The sequence below is a fragment of the Rhodanobacter sp. OK091 genome, from assembly GCF_900142825.1.
Lineage (GTDB): Bacteria > Pseudomonadota > Gammaproteobacteria > Xanthomonadales > Rhodanobacteraceae > Rhodanobacter.
In genome coordinates, this window is the sequence record NZ_FRCH01000001.1 from 1,355,044 (window position 1) to 1,372,923 (window position 17,880).

Genomic DNA, 17,880 nt, shown 5'->3' on the forward strand with positions numbered 1-17,880 from the left:
GCTTCAGCCGCGATGCTCTTTTCATGTTTCATGCTGGCAATCAAGAGCATCGCGGCTGAAGCCGCTCCCACAACCCTGAAGGCCTATGCCACGCGGCTACGCGACCACCACTGCCAGCCGTAATACACCGGCACGCCCAACGCGATGATCAGCAGGCTCATGCCGGCATCGCCCGGCGCGTGGATCGCGCTGGCCACGATCACGCCGAACACGGTGATCACGAAGATCAGCGGCAGCAGCGGATAGAACGGCACGCGGTACGGCGCCGGCTGGTCGATGAAGTGCTTGCGGTACCAGAACAGCGTGCCGATGCCGAATACGTGGCCCAGCCACTCGCCCACGGTAGTGTAGTTGAGCAGCTGGTTGAAGCTGCCCGACACGGTCAACACGATCGCCCACAAACCGAGCACCACCAGCGCGATCTGCGGTGCGCGCGTCCGTGGATCGACGCGTGCGGTGGCGCGAAAGAACACGCCGTCCGCACCCATCGTCTGCAGCACGCGTGCACCGCCGGCGATCGCGATGCTGCAATAGCCGAAGGTGGAGCAGGCAATGCCGATCTCGATCACGGTGGCGCCGTGCGCGCCGAACAGCTTCTGCATCAGGTCCGCCGCCGGCGCCGGGCTGGCCGCGAGACCGGCATGGCCGAGCCCGGCCAGATAGGCGAAGTTGACCAGCAGATAGCAGACCACTACGCCCATCATGCCCATGCCCAGCGCACGTGGCAGGGTACGTTGCGGGTTGCGTACTTCGCCGGCGAGATCGTTGAGGTAATGAAAACCGCCATACGCGAACAGCACCGGCAGCAAGGCGCCCGCAAAGGCCCACGACGACACCGGCTGCGCGGTATCCGGCACCAGCACCAGCCCGAGCTGACCATGCGCCAGCACCATGCCGGCAACCACCAGCAACGCGATCGCCATCACCTTCAGCACGGTGAAGATGTTCTGCATCCAGGCGCCGGCGCGGATGCCGAACAGGTTGATGCTGACGATGAACACGATCGCGCCGACCGCGACCGGCATTTCATAGAGCCGGCTCAGGCCCAGCGCCCTGCAGAAATAGACGGCGAATTTCGTCACCACCGCGGCCACGCTGCCGGGATAGTTGATCAGCGCCATGGTCCAGCCGAACAGGAATGCCGGCAGCAGACCGAACGCCTCGCGCAGGTACACGTAGATGCCGCCCGCCTGTGGTCGCCGTGCGCCAAGTTCGGCGTAACACAGCACGCCAGCCAGGGTCAGCAGGCCGCCGATCGCCCACAGGATCAGCACCTGCGTACCGGACGAGGTGTTCTGCGCCACCGTGGCCGGCGTGATGAAGATGCCCGCCCCGATCACGCCGCCGATGACGATCATCGCGGCGTCCCAGGTGTTCAGGCGACGGGCATAAGCATTGGCGGGTTCGGTCAGCATGCCGGCTACCTTGCCATTGTCCGTACCGGTTCGGCCAGTCCCGTGTGGCACATCTTCTCGCCGCACGCCGTTTCGGCAAATTGACAAGCGGCGGTCGCACCGGAAGACTGTCGCCGGCAGTGCGACATGCGCTGCCGGTTTATGGCGCCGCGGCCAACCTCGCTGCGTCATCGCTGCCGAGGGGTGCTGCAGCGGACATCAGTCCGCCACGCTTGGTACGCGATTCCGTTGCAAGGGCGCCCTTTCCACTTACTGGAGACGTCGCCATGTTCAACTCCGCTGCCATTCGCCCGCTCGCCATCGCCACTTCCGCCGACTACCCCTCGATCCAGCCGGACGATGCCCACCTGGCGATCTCGCTGGAACGCCTCGGCGTCCAGCCCAGCGTCTGCGTGTGGAATGACCCGGAGGTCGACTGGTCGAGGTTCGATGCGGTGCTGATCCGCACCATCTGGGATTACTTCAAGCACCACGCAGCGTTCCTGGACTGGCTGGACCGGCTCGACCGGCTTGGCGTACCCACCATCAACGACAGCGCCCTGCTGCGCTGGAACAGCGACAAGCGCTACCTGCTCGAACTGGCCCAGCGTGGTGTTGCGATCATTCCAACCCGGCTGACCAACGCAACCGACCTGCCCGACGTGCTTGCGGCGACGCCGGGGCAGCAGATGGTGATCAAGCCGACCATCAGCGGCAGCGCGTGGCATACGCTGCGCGGCACGGTCGGCGACCCGGCGTTTGCCGCCGCAGTGACGCAGCTGCCGCGCGAGTACGACTATCTGGTGCAGCCGTTCGTACCGGAGATCGTCAGCGACGGCGAATGGTCGCTGCTGTATTTCGCCGGCGAGTTCAGCCATGCCGTGATCAAGCGCCCGGCCACCGGCGATTATCGCGTACAGGACGAATTCGGCGGCAGCGTGGAACCTGTCCAGCCGAATGCCGCCACACTGGCGGCGGCCGATCGCGCACTTGCCGCCGTCGCCGCGCTCGGTCATGGCGGGCACGCCTATGTGCGCGTCGATGGTGTGATCAGTGCCGGCCGCTTCCTGATCATGGAGCTGGAGCTGATCGAGCCGTTCCTGTATCTCGCCGTGCGTCCGGCGGCGGCCGAGCGTCTCGCGCGGGATCTGGCTGGTCGTCTCGCCCGCATCGGGCCGTCCGCGCTGGCAAGCAGACCCTGACATGCCGCACAGGCCAGACCCGCAGCTATCCAGCACACCCGCCAGATCCTCGTCGCGCTGGCTGCGCATCCTGTCGTGGTGCGGGTCCCTCGCGGTGCTCGGCGCTGCAGCGTGGATCCTGCATCGCTACCTGAGCCACATCGCCTGGCGCGATGTGGCTGCCGCCTGGTCGCAGTTGCCGGCTCACCGCATCGCTTACTCGGTCGCGGCGACGGCGGTCAGTTTCGCGATGCTGGCGATGTTCGACGTGCTGGCGGCACGCACGGTGGTGCGCGATCGCGTGTCCGCCGGGCTGGCCGCGTTCGCCGGCGCCGTCACCCAAGGCATTTCGAACACGCTCGGCTTCCATGCGATCACCGGCACGGCGTTGCGCTATCGCATCTATGCGACGGCCGGCGTGGGCGCCGGCGACATCGCGCGCATCGTCGGGCTGGCCGGGCTCGGTGTGGGGCTGGGCTTCGCCGTGGTGATCACCGGCGCGCTGTGCTGGCAGCCGGCGATCACACACGGCTGGGGCCGCCTGCCCGGCACCGTGCTGGCAGCGCTGCTGGCCGCGCTGCTGATCTGGCTTGCGCGGCGTCCGCGCACGCTGCGCGTATGGCGCTGGACGCTGGCGTTTCCCGGCGCGGATATCGCGGCGGCGCAAATGCTGATCGGTGGCGTGGAAATGCTGGCCGCGATCACGGCGCTCTACGTGCTGCTTCCTGCCAGCGTGGCGCCGCCATTCATCGACTTCCTGCCGGTCTATGTCGGCGCCGTGCTGGCCGGCATCGTCAGCCATTCGCCGGGCGGACTGGGCGTGTTCGAGACAATCATGCTGGCGGCGTTTCCGGCCGAGGCACGCGCGGATCTGCTGGTGGCGATCGTTTGCTACCGGCTGACCTACAGCTTGCTGCCGTTCGTGCTGGCCTCCGCTGCGCTGGCCATGTTCGAGGCCGCGCTCAGAATCCGCCAGCGGCGGCGCCTGCGTTGAACAGATCAGAGCATCCTTAATTGGACGGCGGATACCGCCGTATCAATCGCTGCTGACGCAGATGATGCCGTGCCAGCGCCAACATGCCGATCGGCCGATGCCCGCGCGCGCGATTGGCCGCCCCCAGCGCAAACAGCAGGCGCTGCTTGGCGAACACCATGCGATAGACCTGCCACACCGAATACTTCGGATCCCACGCATGCACCGCTTCGGAACCTGCGCCGTTCACCTCCATGATGGTGAAGCGTCCGCTGCGCAGATCCTGCAGCGTGCTGTAGCGCACGTCGAAACGACCGACGTGGAATTGCGGCATGTCGTGTGCGATCGCTTCGATCGCCGCCGTCAGCTCCGCGGTGGCGGAGTCGGAACCATCTTCGTAACGGCCGCCGATCCGGGTCGAGCCGATCAGCGACAGCCGCACCGTATCGCCGGCCGCCGGCACCTCGTCGGGATCATGGCGGCACTCGTGCTCGCGCCGGTTGCGCACCACGCGATGCAGACGCTCATCGGCCTCGATCAACTGTGCCACCGTACTGGTGCCATCGCCGGTTACCTGCGGGTAATGGCGCAGCAGTATCCCGAGCAGCCCGCCCGTTGGCTGGCCCGGATGCCGCACGTAGAAAATGCCTGCCTCACCCTGCTCGCCGAGATAGCGCTGCAGCATCAACGACTCGCCGGCCGGATAGCTCGCCAGGTAATCGGCCAGGTCCAGCGTATCGTCGAGCCGACGCACGCCGAAACCACACCAGCCAAGATCCGGTTTGGCCACCACCGGAAACATCAGACCGGCCTCGCCCATCGCCGACAACGCAGCCGCCAACATGTCGCCGCCCTCGGCCCGCAGCATCACGTACGGCGCTACCTTCGAATGTGCATGCGCACCCATGCCCGCAAAATATTCGGACTTGGTGTCTCCCACCAGGCCGCCGGCGGTGATCTGCGGATTGGCGGCGGAGGGCAGCGTCAGGCTGCGATAGCGCAGACCCAGCCAGCACCATTGCAGCACCATCGGCACCAGATTGAGCCATTTGGGGATGCGCTCTATCGTGCCCACCCGCGGCGCCGTCACCGGCGACCGCACACCCATCACCGTGGCGAACGGCTCATCCATGCGCGATCGCCTCGCTGTGGATCAGCCCATGGTGAATCAGTTCGTAGTGGATCGGCTTGTACGCGAAGTTGTTCGACTGTCCCGCGGAACACGCGGTAAGGCCGATCAGCAGATCCATCTGCGCCTCGAACACGATGTAGTCGCCGGCGCGGCTGAGCGGCGGCTCCACCCGGATGACACCGGTGGCCGCATCCACCGGTACGTTCATGAAGACGTTGAACGCGGTGGGGATCGCGTCCGCCGCGATGCCGTACGGCGCCAGCGCCGCGGCGAGATTGCCGAGACAGCCGCGGTGCGGCTCGGTGTCGCCGTAGATGATGCGAAACATCTCGGCGGAGCACGGCGACAGCAGGAAATCGTGGCGGCCGACGGTGTCCTCGACGATGCGCAGCAGTGCTTGGCTGCGGTTCGAATAAATCGTGTCGCCGGTACTGAGATAGATCTTGCTGGCGTAGTCGATGCTGCGGCCGGACGAGATCGCCTCGCCGGTGTCATGCCGGTTGAACGCGACCAGGTCGGCCACCTGCTCGCCCTGCGGATCGATCACCTTCAGGCTTTCGCCGCGTTTCAGCTCGAACGCCGTGCCGCTGCGCGGAGGGATGACCTGGATCATCGCTGCTCACTCCCGTTCACGTGGAACGGGCAGACCCAGTCCGCGCCCACCTGACGCCCGCTGTACTGGCGCGCCTCGGAACTCCTGCCGTGCACGGCGAGCATCGGGTTTGGCGAGCCGGCGAAGGCGATGTCGCGCTGGATGATCGCCTGGCGCAATTTCTCGTAGCGCCCATCCGCACGCAGCCGCTCGAACTGATGGTGCAGATTGAACACCAGCACCGGACAGCGGAACCGACGTGCAGGCCGGCTGGCGTCCGCATGCAGTCCCACCACGTAGAACGCCCTGCCGCCCACGCTCATGCTGAAGTCCGCCGAGGCCGGGTCGGCGCTGACGCTGCTATCCCAGTCATGGCTCGCGCGGTCGATCGCATGGATCGCGCGCAGGCGCCGCCATAGCACCGCCTCGAACGCCGGCTCGGATAGCCGGGCCGAGCACGGAAACACTATCGCGAGGCTGGCGAACAGGCTGTCGCCATCCACCTGCGCGGCAAAAGCCTGCAAGTGGCGGGTGATGCGGCGGTCGTCTCGCGCGCTGGCGATGTCGTGAACGACCAAGGTCTGCAGCTGCCGCCGCGCCTGCGATGCCTTGGCGCCAAGGCAGGGAAACGCCGGCTGCCCGATGAACGCCTCGAACGCGAGCCGGGTCGCCTCGATCATGGCTGACCCTGCCGGCGTCTGCTCTGGACCAAGGTCGCGTATCGGCGTGTTCATCACCATCCCGTCGTGTCGTCGATGCAAGCCGATCAGGGCCTGATCCGCATGGGTGGACGTTACGTGCAGTGACGATCAGCCGACGTGAAGGCCCGGTACGTTCGCAACCTCCGTCAATCGCTAGAATGAGGGGATTCCCACTTATCCGACAGCACGCTTGCCCTCCCCGCCACGCAAGATTCTCCACGTCGACATGGACGCGTTCTACGCGTCGGTGGAACAGCGCGACGACCCGGGTCTGCGCGGCAAGCCGGTGGCGGTGGCATGGCGCGGTGCGCGCTCGGTGGTGTGCGCGGCCAGCTATGAGGCGCGCGTGTTCGGTGTGCGCTCGGCGATGCCGGCAATCCGTGCCGAAAGACTATGTCCGCAGCTGATCTTCGTACCGCCGGATTTCGTGCGTTACAAAACGGTGTCGCGCCAAATCCGCGAGATCTTCGCTAGACATACCGAACTGATCGAGCCGCTGTCGCTGGACGAGGCTTACCTCGATGTCACCAACACGCTGACCGGGCTGCCCTCGGCCACTGCCACCGCCGAGGCGATCCGCACCGCGATCCGCGAAGAGACGCAACTGACTGCGTCGGCAGGCGTGGCGCCGAACAAGTTCCTGGCCAAGATCGCCTCCGACTGGAACAAGCCCGACGGCCAGTACGTGATCCGCCCACATCAGGTCGAAGCCTTCCTCACCCCGCTTCCGGTCGGCCGCCTGCCCGGCGTCGGCAAGGTGATGGAGGCGAAACTCGCCGTGCTCGGCATCGCCACCGTCGGCGAACTGCGCACGTTTGCGCTGGCGGAACTGGAACAGCGCTTCGGCCGCTGGGGCCGACGTCTGCACGAACTGGCACGCGGCATCGACGACCATGCGGTGCAACCCGAACGGCCGACCCTGCAGATCTCTGCCGAAGACACCTTCGAGCACGACCTGTTGCTGGGCGAACTCGAACCGCACATCCGTCGGCTGGCCGAAAAGGCCTGGGCCGGGTACCAGCGCGAACTGGCCGCAAAAGAGCGCAGCCGCGTGGCGCGCACCATCGTGCTGAAACTGAAGACTGCGGACTTCCACACGCTGACGCGCAGCCTCACCCCGGCACAGCGGCCGCTATCGGCCGGCGAACTGGCCGACATCGCCTGCGCGCTGCGCGATCGCGTCGAGCGTCCCGCCGATAGCCGCTACCGGCTCGTCGGCGTGGGCCTGGCCGGCTTCGTCGACGCCGATAGCTGCGAAGCACAACGGGATCTGTTCACCACCTAGCGAAACGGCGCTCAAATCCCGTCGCGAATCGGATACGCTCCGCATCCGTACGCTTGCAACCCCCGCGTGGAGCAGTGACATGCTTTTCGAATTTCCAAAAGTCCGCATCGATTCCCTCAAGGATTTCGCCAAGCACTATCTGATGATCGTGCTCAGCATCCTCACCGCGCTGGGGCTGGAAGCGTGGATCGAGCATGCGCACCACCAGCGTGCCGCGGCCACGGCCAGTGCTCAGATCGAGACGGAAATCCGCGCCAACCTGACCGAAGCCCAGGCGGACCTGCAACAGGATGTCGCGCAGCTGAAGCGGCTCAACACGATCCGTGACGCGGTGAGCCGCGATCTCAAGGCGCACGTCTCGGATGACGTGATCAAGCAGCACATCCTGGCGCAGACCGGCGACTTCGACCTCAACCTGAACTTTCCCACCCTGCGCCACGAGGCCTGGGATGTGGTGGTGGCGAACCAGTCGGCCAGCTGGATCGATCACGATCGCATGCAACGCTACTCCGCCGTCTACGCCAGCCAGCGCGACGTCATCACCTCGATGAGCGAAAACACCGCGCTGCTGATGAACGGCACGGGCATGGTTGACACCATCGCCGACCTGCACACCGATGAGGCGCAGCCACGCGAGTTTCTGCACGTCGTCAGCCAGATGGCGGCCATGCTCGGCCAGACGGTGAACAGCCTGCGCATGCTCGAAAAGCAGCTTGGCGCCGCGTTGCCTGACGGAACCTCGAACAGCGCGAAGCCGGCGCCTGCTGCCTGACCTCGAAACCAGCCTCACGCAACGCAACTTGAGAGAGCCTGCTTCCACAGGCTCTCCTTGGGTAAAACCTGGCGTCCAGCATCCACACTGCACTCGCAAGGAGCGGCAGGTACTCAGGTTGCCTCAGGGCAATGTGTACTCGAAGTCGTAGAAATGCTGGCCATCGGTGATCGTGATCGCCAGCGTACCGGCCAGCCCAAGCAGTTCGCCGGTGCCAGAATCAGGTATCACAGTGATGCTCAGTTGCGGCGTGCCGCGCGTCATCGTGCCGCTGTGCTGCAACGCGAACGTGCCGCTGCGGCCATGCAAGGTGCCGCTGACCCGATCCAGCGCGACATAGCCGGCCGAGCCCGACACGTCGGTACCAGCAGCCAACATCTGGCCTTTACTGGTCGCCTCGAGATCGCCCTGAAACTGCTTGTCCAGCGCCATCCGGCCGATGCCGGGATCGCCGACGCCCTCCTGCGCCGGCTGCGGCGTCATCTTCACTTCGAACGTACCGCGGGCATGCGTGGTCATGATCTTCCTTTCGGCTGGTCGGGGCACGTCAGCCTAATGGATCACAGCGCCCGTGCGGCGAACGTGCAGCAGCGGGCCGCGTGTACGCGGGTGAACCTGACGCGCCGGTCAGGATCAACCGATTCGGCGCGAGATCGCGAAGAACGCCAGGTTGCCCAGGCCGGTCGCGCCCGCCAGCACGGCGATCAGGCCGGGCGTGACTTCCCGCCAGTCGAACCACTGGATCAGCCCGAAGCCTAGCCCTACCGACAAGAGCACGATGCCCCAGCGCAGCGAGGAATGGCGCCGGCGCTGTTGCTCGTCGCGCAGGACCGAGTTGACCAGTTCTTCCGAGCCGCCGGCGTTGACCATATGCCGGCGCACCATGGCGTCGACACAGACCTTGATCGAGTAGGCAATGCAGATAAACAGGCTGATCGGAATGAAGTCGCCGAAATTCATGGGGTTCTCCTTGGGAATGATGGCGGAATGACTGATTGTCGGGGCAAGAGATACAGCCAACCCTACGGCGGTTGCAGCGAAACGCTTGCAACCGTTGCCGGCATGCGCGTATCCCTTGCGCCATGGATGACATCCGCAGCAGCCCTGACCGCGATCTGGTCGACGCCGTGCTGGCCAATCGGCCGGGGGGGTTCGAGCGCCTGATCCGCGAGTATCAGGGGCTGTGCTGGCACATCATCCAGCGCATGGTGCGCAACCCGGAGGACGCGCGCGAGCTGTGCCAGGACACCTTTCTGCGCGTGCATCAGTGCCTGCATCAATACCGCTACGAGAGCGCGTTGAAATCGTGGATCGGGCGCGTGGCCTATACCATCGCGTTGCGTCATCTGCAGCACAAACGCATCCCGCTGGTCGAGCACGGTGACGCGGATGACTACGCATTGGTGGAGAACATCGGCGACGGCTTCGATCTGGAAGCGGCCTGCGCGGACGAGGAGGCGGTGCAGCACCTGCACGCGGCGATCGAATCGCTGCCGCCGTTGCAACGCACCCTGCTGACACTGTATTACCTCGAGGAAACCTCGATTCCGGAGATTGCCAGGATCACCGGACTGGCCAGCGGTACCATCAAAAGTCACTTGTTCCGCTCGCGGCTGCGCCTGCGCGGCGCGCTCGAAACGCGGACAGGAGTTGCGGCATGAATCAGCACATCGACGACATTCCTCCCTTCGGCGACGCGAGCCACGAACGCGAATGGCTGGCGCAGGAAAGCGCGATGCGGCGCGAGCGCCTGCATCTCGATCCCGCCGGCGACGATGCACGTGGCCGACGCTATCGCCTGCTTGCGCGCGCCTTGCGCGAGCCACTGCAGGACAGCTTGCCGGCCGACTTCGCAGCGCGCGTGGCCGCCCGCGCCGCTGCCGCACCCGCGTCCGCCTTGCGTTTCGAATTCGTGCTGATGACGGCGCTCGCCACCGTGCTGGCGATCGCCGCGGGTGTCGTCACTACCATTTACGGGAGCGAGTGGCTGCCGTCATTCCGCGCGATCCTGCCCACACCGCAAGCGCCGGCAGGTCGCTGGCTGCTGGCGTTTGCCGGCTGCCTGGGCATGTCCTGGCTGCTGGGGCAATGGCAAAGGCGCGGACACGGTTGACCGCCGATTGCTACCTACAGCTCCAGCACCGCATCCAGTCCGCGATGCAGGCCGACCAGGCCGGACACTTTGCGGATCGCCAGCAGCGCGCCGTCCACGTAGGGTTTCGCGCTGCTGCCCGCGTTGTGGCGCAGGGTAAGCGTCTGGTCCGGCATGCCGAAAATCGTTTCTACGCCGATGACGAAGCCGGGTAGACGCACCGCGTGCACCTGGGTTCCGGCCAGCGTGCCGCCGCGCGTCTCGCGCATGCCGACGGTCTGCTCCAGCGGCACCTGCAACTGCGGCTGGCGCACCTTGCCCAGTCGCCCGGCCAGTTCGCGTACCGTACCGCTGGGCGCATCCGGCTTGCCCGCGGAGGCGTAGTCGATGATCTCCCACTGCGGAATCAGCTTCGCCGCCATCTCGGCAAACTTGATCAGCAGCACCGCGGTCAGCGCGAAGTTGCCGCAAGCCAGCACACCGCGCCCGCGTTCGCGCGCGACGGCGTCGATCTGCGCATAGTCCTCGTCGGTGAGGCCCGAGGTGCCCACCACCACGTGCGCACCGTGTTCCAGCGCGGCGAGGATGTTGGCCTTCGCACTTTCCGGCCGGGTGTATTCGACGAAGACGTCGCAAGGGTGAGCCAGCGCCTGGGCGGCGTTGGCCGAAAGGCTGACGTCGAGCTTCGGTTCGTCCAGCACGGTGCCAAGCAGTTGCCCTGCATGCCGTCGCGCCACCGCAGCAGTCAGTTGCAGATCATCGGCGACAGCGATGCCGCGGGCCAGTTCAGAACCGGCCCAGCCGGTGGCGCCGGCAAGGCATATCTTCAAAGTCATCGGGCGGGCCTGGATTCATCGACGGAGGAATGACGCAGCGTACGGCGAACGGGCTGCGTCATCCATAGATCCAGAGCATACGATCCGCCCGGCATCAGGCTTGGTCGATCGGGCCCAGTCGATCAATCGTAGACGTCGTGACAGCGGCGTTCGGTGGTGTAGTAGGCCTTGCTGTCCTGGGCGTTTTTCTGCACGCGGTTGCCGACATAGCCGCCAGCCACCGCGCCGCCTACCGTCGCCAGGGTCTTGCCCTTGCCGCCACCCACCTGGTGGCCCAGCAGACCGCCCGCGACCGCGCCAATGCCGGTGCCGATGAGGCGGTGAGTATCCTTTGAGCCGTTGTGCTTGACCTGCACGTTCTCGCAGACCACGCGATGACGTTGCTGCGCCTGCGCCGGCGCTGCGATCAGCGCAGGCGCGGCCAAGGCAAGCGATGCGATCAGAATCAATGACTTGTTCATGGGCTTGCTCCGTCGCGGATGATGCACAGGAATAGCCCGATGGACGTGACGGCCCGGTCAACCGACCCGTACCGGTGCCGCGTGGGATATCGCGGCGGTTCATGCGCCGAATGGCTCCATTGAACCGCGGCCTCGCGCGAATCGGGATCGGGTAAGCTCCGCGTTCGCGAATCCACTGCCCGGAGCGATTCCATGCATTTCGAAATACCGAAACAGCCCATGCGCGGCTTCAAGGATTTCGCCAAGCACTATCTGATGATCGTGCTCAGCATCCTCACCGCGCTGGGGCTGGAGGCGTGGATCGAACATGCCCACCACACGCACGCCGCCGCCTTGGCCAGCCGCCAGATCACGGCGGAGCTGCGGGCGAATCTGGACGGCGTGCAAAGCTCGTATCGAAGCAATCAGCAGCGGCTCGTCTTGCTGCAACAGCTCGACGACACCATCGCGAAAGATGTGCGCGACGGCAAGACCGATGCGGCGATCAACCAGCATATCCAGGCGCTCAAGAACCAGTTCAAGCTCAGTCTCGACTGGCCGATCTTCGCCAATCAGGCGTGGGACGTCGCCGTGGCCAATCAGTCCGCCACCTGGATGGATCGCGCGGCCTTGAGCGAATATTCGGCTGCGTACAGCAAGCAGCGCGATGCGGCGAGCTGGATGGCCCAGGACAGCGCACTGTTTCTCAACGCGCCGCTGCTGGCGACGCTGAGCACCCGGATCGACCTGGGGCGCGAGATCGACCCCATCGAATTTCTGTCGGTACTGCGCCAGATGATCATCACGTCGGGCGAAACCCAGTCGCATCTGCAGCAGGTCGAGTCGCAATTGAAACAGGTGCTGCCGGAGGAAGCGGGCCGCAGCAAGAGCTGATCGCTGCCCTGCCCTTCATCGCACCGCATCCTGCCATCGCTGAACCAGGGATGGCAGGATAAAAAAGCCCGGACAGTGTCCGGGCTTTTTGCTTGGTCCGCCTGCCTCCGCCTACTTCTTCTTCGGCATGTACAAGTCGGTGATCGTGCCCTCGTACACCTCCGCCGCCATCCCCACCGACTCGCTCAGGGTCGGATGCGGATGGATGGTGAGGCCGATATCGGCCGCCTCGCTGCCCATCTCGATCGCCAGCGCGATTTCGGAAATCAGGTCGCCGGCATGCACGCCCACGATGCCGCCGCCGACCACCCGATGGGTGGCTTCGTCGAACAGCAGCTTGGTGAAGCCCTCGGTGCGGTCGATGCCGATCGCGCGGCCGCTTGCAGCCCACGGGAATTTGCCCACGCCGATCTTCAAGCCCTTTTCCTTCGCCTCGCGCTCGGTCACGCCGACCCAGGCGATTTCCGGATCGGTATAGGCGACCGACGGAATCACCCGCGCGTCGAAATGGCTCTTGTGGCCGGCGACGACTTCCGCGGCGACCTTCGCCTCATGGGTAGCCTTGTGCGCCAGCATCGGCTGGCCGACCAGGTCGCCGATCGCGAAGATATGCGGCACGTTGGTGCGCATCTGCGAGTCGACGTTGATGAAGCCACGCTCCGTGACGGCGACGCCGGCCTTGTCGGCGCCGATCTTGCCGCCGTTCGGCGAGCGGCCCACCGAGACCAGCACGCGGTCGAACAACGTGGTGGCGGGAATGCTGTCGCCCTCGTAGCTGACTTCGATGCCTTTCTTGGTGGCCTTGGCCTCGACCACTTTGGTCTTGAGATGAATGCCCTTGAGCCGCTTGCCGATGCGCTGCGCCAACGGCTTGATGAGGTCGGCATCGGCACCGGGGATCAGCTGGTCCATGAATTCGACCACGGTTACTTCGCTGCCCAGCGCGGCATATACCGTGGCCATTTCCAGGCCGATGATGCCACCGCCCACGACCAGCAACTTCTTCGGTATGTCCTTCAGCTCCAGCGCGCCGGTGGAGTCGACGATGCGCTCGTCTTCCCACGGGAACGAAGGCAGCTTCACCGACTGCGAGCCGGCGGCGATGATGGCGTGCTCGAAGCGGATCAGCTTTACGCCGTCCTTCGTATGGACTTCCATTTCATTCGGCGACACGAAGGCGCCGCTGCCTTCGACCGTGCGCACCTTGCGCTGTTTCGCCATGCCGGCGAGACCGCCGGTGAGCTGACCGACCACCTTGTTCTTGAAGCCACGCAGCTTGTCGATGTCGATGGCAGGCTTGCCGAACGTAACGCCGTGCGCCGTCATCGCGGCGGCCTCGTCGATCACCGCAGCGGCATGCAGCAGCGCCTTGGACGGGATGCAACCCACGTTGAGGCAGACACCGCCGAGCGTGGCGTAGCGCTCGACCAATACGGTATCCACGCCCAGGTCAGCCGCGCGGAACGCGGCGGTGTAGCCACCGGGGCCGGACCCGAGCACGACCAGTTTGCATTCGATGTCTGCTTTCTTTCCGGACGACACGGCCGCTTGCGGCGCCTTCGCCTCCTCTCCCTTCTGGGGAGAGGATTGAGGTGAGGGGCTGGTGCTCGCGGGAGACTGTTTGGTTTTGTCCGTTTCGTTGAAACTACCCGGCGAGCTCGTCCCCTCACTCCTGCCCTCTCCCCGGAGGGGAGAGGGGGACGCGGTGTCGGCTTCGCCGACGGTTTCCAAGATGGCGATCACCACGCCCTCGGAAACCTCATCGCCGACCTTGAGCTTGAGCTCCTTGATCACGCCGGCGGCGCTGGAGGGAATCTCCATCGTCGCCTTGTCCGACTCCAGCGTGATCAGGCTTTGTTCCTTCGCTACCGTGTCGCCGACTTTCACCAGCACTTCGATGACCGGCACGTTGTCGTGCCCGCCGATATCCGGGACCTTGATGTCGATGGTGTTGGCCATGTCGTATTTCCTTTGCTGTTGCGGGCGTCAGCGAGCCGCGCCCGGTTCTTTGTCGGATGAGGAGCCGCGCCGGTTGACCGACTCCTCGGCAATATCGCGCGCGACGTCCCGCGCCGCGTCGTTGTCTCTCGTGCCGTCGCCTGTCGCCCCGCCGGCACCGAAGGATTCCACGGGCGTCCGCGGCCCGCGCCCGACCCAGCTCTTCACGTGCAGGTCGCGCTGCGGAAACGGAATCTCGATGGCGTATTTTTCCAGTGCCGTATGCAACGCCCAGTAATAGGCCGCGGTGACGGCACCGGGGCGGCGCGTGGCTTCGGCGTTGAGCCACACCACCAGCTGGAAGTTGAGCGACGAATCGCCAAAACCGGTCAGCCACACCTGCGGCCCTCGCGGACCGTCCAGGCTGAGCGTGAACGGCACTTCCGCGGCCGCCTCCAGCGCGGCCTTCTTCACCAGTTCCTTGTCGGTGCCATAGGCCACGCCAAAGGGAATTTTCTGCCGCCGCGCCACTTCGCGCAGCGTCCAGTTCACCACCCGTCCATTCACGAATTCCGAATTCGGCACCAGGATGTCGATGTTGTCGTTGGTCGAAATGCGGGTGGCGCGGATGTAGATGTCGCGCACATGGCCGTGCACGCCGGAGGCCAGCTCGACGAAATCGCCGACCTTGAGGCTGCGTTCGAACAGAAGGATGAGGCCGGAGACGAAGTTGTTGAAGATCGCCTGCAGGCCAAAACCCAGACCCACACCCAGCGCGCCGGCGAACACCGTCATCTTCGCCATCGGTATGCCGGCGATGCTCAACGCCCATAGCGCACCGACAGTCAGCAGCAGGTAGTGAACCAGCCGCTCGACGGTGTAGGCAGACGATTGGTTGATGTTGTCGTGGCTCTGCGCGTAACGATGCAGCAGCCGTTTGAGCACCGCAGAGACGACCAGGAACAACGCCAGCAGTAGCAAAGCGCCCAGCAGCGAGCCGATCGTGACATTGACGCCGCCGAACCTGACGCCCCAGTTCAACCACTCTCCCAGTTCATGGACGCCGCGCTCGACCGCCTGCGGCGCCGGGTCAACCAGGACGCGGGAGCAGCCGAGGCAGGAAGCGGCGTATGCCATCGACCGGCCCGTCAGAGCAGCAGGCGGCGGATATCGCCCAGCTGGGCCGCCAGGAACGCGGCGAAGCGCGCGGCCAGCGCGCCGTCGATCACGCGATGGTCGTACGACAGCGACAACGGCAGGATCAGCCGGGGCGCGAACTCCTTGCCGTTCCACACCGGCTTCATCGAGGCCTTGGAGACGCCGAGGATCGCCACTTCCGGCGCATTGACGATAGGCGTGAAGCCGGTGCCGCCGATACCGCCCAGCGAGGAGATCGAGAAGCAGCCTCCGGACATCTCGGCCGGGCCCAGTTTCTTGTCCCGCGCCTTTTTCGAGATCTCGCCCAGTTCGCGGGCCAGATTGAGCAGGCCTTTCTTGTCGCAGTCGCGCAGCACCGGCACCACCAGGCCGTCGGGCGTATCCACCGCGATGCCGATGTGGAAATACTTTTTCAGGATCAGCTTCTCGCCCGACTCGTCCAGCGAGGCGTTGAACTGCGGGAACTGTTTCAGCGCGGCGACCACCGCTTTGATCTGGAACACCAGCGGAGTGACCTTCAGGTCCTTGTTCTCTTCGCCGAGCTTCTTGCGGAAGGCTTCCAGTTCGGTGATGTCGGCGTCGTCGTGCTGGGTGACGTGCGGGATCATCGCCCAGTTGCGCGCGAGGTTGGCGCCGGAGATCTTCTGGATGCGTGACAGCGGCTTCTCCTCGACCTCGCCGAATTTGGCGAAATCGACCTTCGGCCACGGCAGCAGGTTCAAGCCACCGACCGAGGCGGAGGCGCCAGCCACCGGACGCGCACCGGAGGCGAGCGCGTGCTTCACGTAGGCACCGACGTCTTCGCGCTGGATGCGGCCACCACGGCCGCTGCCCTTCACCTGCTGGATGTCCACGCCCAGCTCACGCGCAAAGGCGCGAATCGCCGGGCTGGCATACGGTGCGTCGCCGGGCATCACGATACTGGCGTCGAGCGGCGGTCGTGCCGACGGCGGCACGTCGCCCTCCGGCGCGTTGCCCGGCTGTACGCCCTGGCCGGCGATCGGCGCGGGCCTCTCCTCAACCTTCGGTGTGGCCGGCGCTGTGGGTGCAGGTGCGGCCGCCGGCTTCGGCGCTTCTTCGGCCTTAGGGGCTGGCGCTGCAGCGGCATCGTCGGCCTCGATCAAGGCAATGATGGCGCCCTCGGAGACTTCATCGCCGACCTTCAGCTTCAATTCCTTCACCGTGCCGGCGAACGGTGCGGGCACTTCCATGGTGGCCTTGTCCGATTCCAACGTGATCAAGCTCTGTTCTTTCTCGACCCGGTCGCCGACCTTGACCAGCACTTCGATGACGGGGACGTCAGCGTGGCCGATATCGGGAACGCGGGCTTCTTTGAGATCGGCCATGAATGACTCCTGCAAATGGCGATGGCGTACCGCTCGGGGATGGCGGTCGCGGACAAGGCTTCAATCATAGCGAAGGCAGGCCCGATCCGTATGCCCAAGCGGGGCAGTTTTCCCGATTCGACGCCAACCATGCGCATGCGTATGCATGACCTTGAGCGCACGCACGGCCCCGATCCATGCCGTAACCTGATTCTCGAGACCATGCCGCGTGCGGCACAGGAAGCAAGCATGCTGACGATTCGCGATCTGTCGAAAACCTACGCCAACGGCGTAAGAGCATTGCGCGGCGTATCGCTGGATATTCCCAACGGCATGTTCGGCCTGCTCGGCCCGAACGGTGCGGGCAAGTCGTCGTTGATGCGCACGATCGCCACGCTGCAGGATCCGGACACGGGCACGATCAAGCTCGACGAGATGAACCTGCTCACCGACAAGCAGGCCACCCGTCGCCTGCTCGGCTATCTGCCGCAGGAGTTCGGCGTGTATCCGAAGGTCTCGGCCGAGGCGATGCTGGAACACTTCGCCGTGCTCAAGGGCGTCACCGTGAAGAGCGAACGGCGCGAACTGGTCGAGTCGCTGCTGCGCCAGGTGAACCTGTGGGACGTGCGCAAGCGCAAGCTCGGCACCTACTCCGGCGGCATGCGCCAGCGCTTCGGCATTGCCCAGGCGCTGATCGGCGATCCGCGCCTGGTGATCGTCGACGAGCCCACCGCGGGACTCGATCCGGAGGAACGCAACCGCTTCCTCAACCTGCTCGCCGAGATCGGCGAACGCGTGGTGGTGATCCTCTCCACACATATCGTCGAGGACGTCACCGACCTGTGCTCGCGCATGGCCATCATCGGCCAGGGCCAGGTGCTGCTCACCGGCGAGCCGGTCGAGGCGATCCGTTCGCTGGATGGCCGCGTGTGGCGCCGCACGATCGACAAGGTCGAACTGGACGGCTACCGCGCCCGCATGAACATCCTTTCCACCCGCCTCGCCGGCGGCCGCACTTTGCTGCACGTGCTGGCCGATTCCCTGCCGGAACAAGGTTTCGAACCCGTCACACCCGATCTGGAAGACGTCTACTTCGGCCGCCTGCGCGCGCAGGCGACAGCCAGGGCCGTCTGACGCTCGCCAGCTTCTTCCGATACCGCGGACGGG

At 65.4% G+C, this 17,880-nt stretch carries 19 protein-coding genes; 8 read left to right on the plus strand and 11 right to left on the minus strand.

The window, feature by feature from the left end:
* Positions 1–83: 83 nt before the first annotated feature.
* Positions 84–1,415, minus strand: coding sequence for an APC family permease (locus BUA26_RS06280; protein WP_072758816.1), 1,332 nt, complete (start codon positions 1,413–1,415; stop codon positions 84–86).
* A 266-nt stretch (positions 1,416–1,681) separates the two neighbouring features.
* Here BUA26_RS06280 and BUA26_RS06285 point away from each other — a divergent pair, with 266 nt between their 5' ends.
* Both BUA26_RS06285 and BUA26_RS06290 read left to right on the plus strand, forming a co-directional pair.
* Positions 1,682–2,596, plus strand: coding sequence for an ATP-grasp domain-containing protein (locus tag BUA26_RS06285; protein ID WP_072758818.1), 915 nt, complete (start codon positions 1,682–1,684; stop codon positions 2,594–2,596).
* A gap of 1 nt (position 2,597) precedes the next feature.
* On the plus strand, positions 2,598–3,569 hold the full coding sequence (locus BUA26_RS06290) for a putative bifunctional lysylphosphatidylglycerol flippase/synthetase (protein WP_072758820.1): 972 nt from the start codon (positions 2,598–2,600) through the stop codon (positions 3,567–3,569).
* A gap of 16 nt (positions 3,570–3,585) precedes the next feature.
* On the opposite strand, the gene BUA26_RS06295 is transcribed toward BUA26_RS06290, so the two are convergent.
* The 3 genes from BUA26_RS06295 to gntA are packed head-to-tail and all read right to left on the minus strand — an operon-like array spanning position 3,586 to position 6,006.
* On the minus strand, positions 3,586–4,680 hold the full coding sequence (locus tag BUA26_RS06295; protein WP_083572889.1) for a hypothetical protein: 1,095 nt from the start codon (positions 4,678–4,680) through the stop codon (positions 3,586–3,588).
* A complete protein-coding gene (locus tag BUA26_RS06300; protein WP_072758822.1) occupies positions 4,673–5,293 on the minus strand; it encodes a DUF1989 domain-containing protein in 621 nt (206 codons plus the stop codon). Before BUA26_RS06300 ends, BUA26_RS06295 begins: the two co-directional genes overlap by 8 nt.
* Positions 5,290–6,006 (minus strand): guanitoxin biosynthesis heme-dependent pre-guanitoxin N-hydroxylase GntA, encoded by a 717-nt coding sequence (gene gntA / locus BUA26_RS06305; protein ID WP_083572953.1) that lies wholly within the window; start codon positions 6,004–6,006, stop codon positions 5,290–5,292. Before gntA ends, BUA26_RS06300 begins: the two co-directional genes overlap by 4 nt.
* Before the next feature lie 157 nt (positions 6,007–6,163).
* Here gntA and dinB point away from each other — a divergent pair, with 157 nt between their 5' ends.
* Complete coding sequence (gene dinB / locus BUA26_RS06310; protein WP_072758826.1) at positions 6,164–7,258, plus strand: DNA polymerase IV; 1,095 nt, start codon at positions 6,164–6,166, stop codon at positions 7,256–7,258.
* A gap of 79 nt (positions 7,259–7,337) precedes the next feature.
* Entirely contained in the window at positions 7,338–8,030 is a 693-nt protein-coding gene (locus tag BUA26_RS06315; RefSeq protein ID WP_072758828.1) for a hypothetical protein, read from the plus strand.
* Positions 8,031–8,153: 123 nt separating this feature from the next.
* Here the strand turns inward: BUA26_RS06315 and BUA26_RS06320 are convergent, their stop codons facing one another.
* Both BUA26_RS06320 and BUA26_RS06325 read right to left on the minus strand, forming a co-directional pair.
* Positions 8,154–8,549 carry a DUF3224 domain-containing protein gene (locus BUA26_RS06320; RefSeq protein WP_072758830.1) on the minus strand — a complete coding sequence of 132 codons (396 nt, stop codon included), beginning with the start codon at positions 8,547–8,549 and terminating at the stop codon, positions 8,154–8,156.
* A 114-nt stretch (positions 8,550–8,663) separates the two neighbouring features.
* Entirely contained in the window at positions 8,664–8,990 is a 327-nt protein-coding gene (locus BUA26_RS06325; protein ID WP_072758832.1) for a DUF6249 domain-containing protein, read from the minus strand.
* A gap of 122 nt (positions 8,991–9,112) precedes the next feature.
* Between BUA26_RS06325 and BUA26_RS06330 the strand changes: the two genes are divergently transcribed.
* Both BUA26_RS06330 and BUA26_RS06335 read left to right on the plus strand, forming a co-directional pair.
* A complete protein-coding gene (locus tag BUA26_RS06330; RefSeq protein ID WP_072758833.1) occupies positions 9,113–9,691 on the plus strand; it encodes an RNA polymerase sigma factor in 579 nt (192 codons plus the stop codon).
* The gene (locus tag BUA26_RS06335; RefSeq protein ID WP_072758834.1) at positions 9,688–10,143 is read left to right on the plus strand and encodes a hypothetical protein; all 456 of its coding nucleotides are present in this window, start codon (positions 9,688–9,690) and stop codon (positions 10,141–10,143) included. Before BUA26_RS06330 ends, BUA26_RS06335 begins: the two co-directional genes overlap by 4 nt.
* Positions 10,144–10,157: 14 nt before the next feature.
* On the opposite strand, the gene dapB is transcribed toward BUA26_RS06335, so the two are convergent.
* Entirely contained in the window at positions 10,158–10,958 is an 801-nt protein-coding gene (gene dapB / locus BUA26_RS06340; protein ID WP_072758835.1) for a 4-hydroxy-tetrahydrodipicolinate reductase, read from the minus strand.
* 122 nt (positions 10,959–11,080) lie between these two features.
* Positions 11,081–11,419: a glycine zipper 2TM domain-containing protein gene (locus tag BUA26_RS06345; protein ID WP_072758836.1), complete on the minus strand. Its 339-nt coding sequence runs from the start codon at positions 11,417–11,419 to the stop codon at positions 11,081–11,083.
* A 192-nt stretch (positions 11,420–11,611) separates the two neighbouring features.
* On the opposite strand from BUA26_RS06345, the gene BUA26_RS06350 reads away from it, so the two are divergent.
* Entirely contained in the window at positions 11,612–12,292 is a 681-nt protein-coding gene (locus BUA26_RS06350) for a hypothetical protein (protein WP_072758837.1), read from the plus strand.
* A 111-nt stretch (positions 12,293–12,403) separates the two neighbouring features.
* On the opposite strand, the gene lpdA is transcribed toward BUA26_RS06350, so the two are convergent.
* The 3 genes from lpdA to aceF are packed head-to-tail and all read right to left on the minus strand — an operon-like array spanning position 12,404 to position 16,734.
* Positions 12,404–14,251, minus strand: coding sequence for a dihydrolipoyl dehydrogenase (gene lpdA, locus BUA26_RS06355; RefSeq protein ID WP_072758838.1), 1,848 nt, complete (start codon positions 14,249–14,251; stop codon positions 12,404–12,406).
* 27 nt (positions 14,252–14,278) lie between these two features.
* Entirely contained in the window at positions 14,279–15,367 is a 1,089-nt protein-coding gene (locus BUA26_RS06360; protein ID WP_072758839.1) for a mechanosensitive ion channel family protein, read from the minus strand.
* An 11-nt stretch (positions 15,368–15,378) separates the two neighbouring features.
* A complete protein-coding gene (gene aceF, locus BUA26_RS06365; protein ID WP_072758840.1) occupies positions 15,379–16,734 on the minus strand; it encodes a dihydrolipoyllysine-residue acetyltransferase in 1,356 nt (451 codons plus the stop codon).
* A gap of 228 nt (positions 16,735–16,962) precedes the next feature.
* Between aceF and BUA26_RS06370 the strand changes: the two genes are divergently transcribed.
* Positions 16,963–17,847 (plus strand): ABC transporter ATP-binding protein, encoded by an 885-nt coding sequence (locus tag BUA26_RS06370; protein WP_072760121.1) that lies wholly within the window; start codon positions 16,963–16,965, stop codon positions 17,845–17,847.
* Positions 17,848–17,880 lie beyond the last annotated feature (33 nt).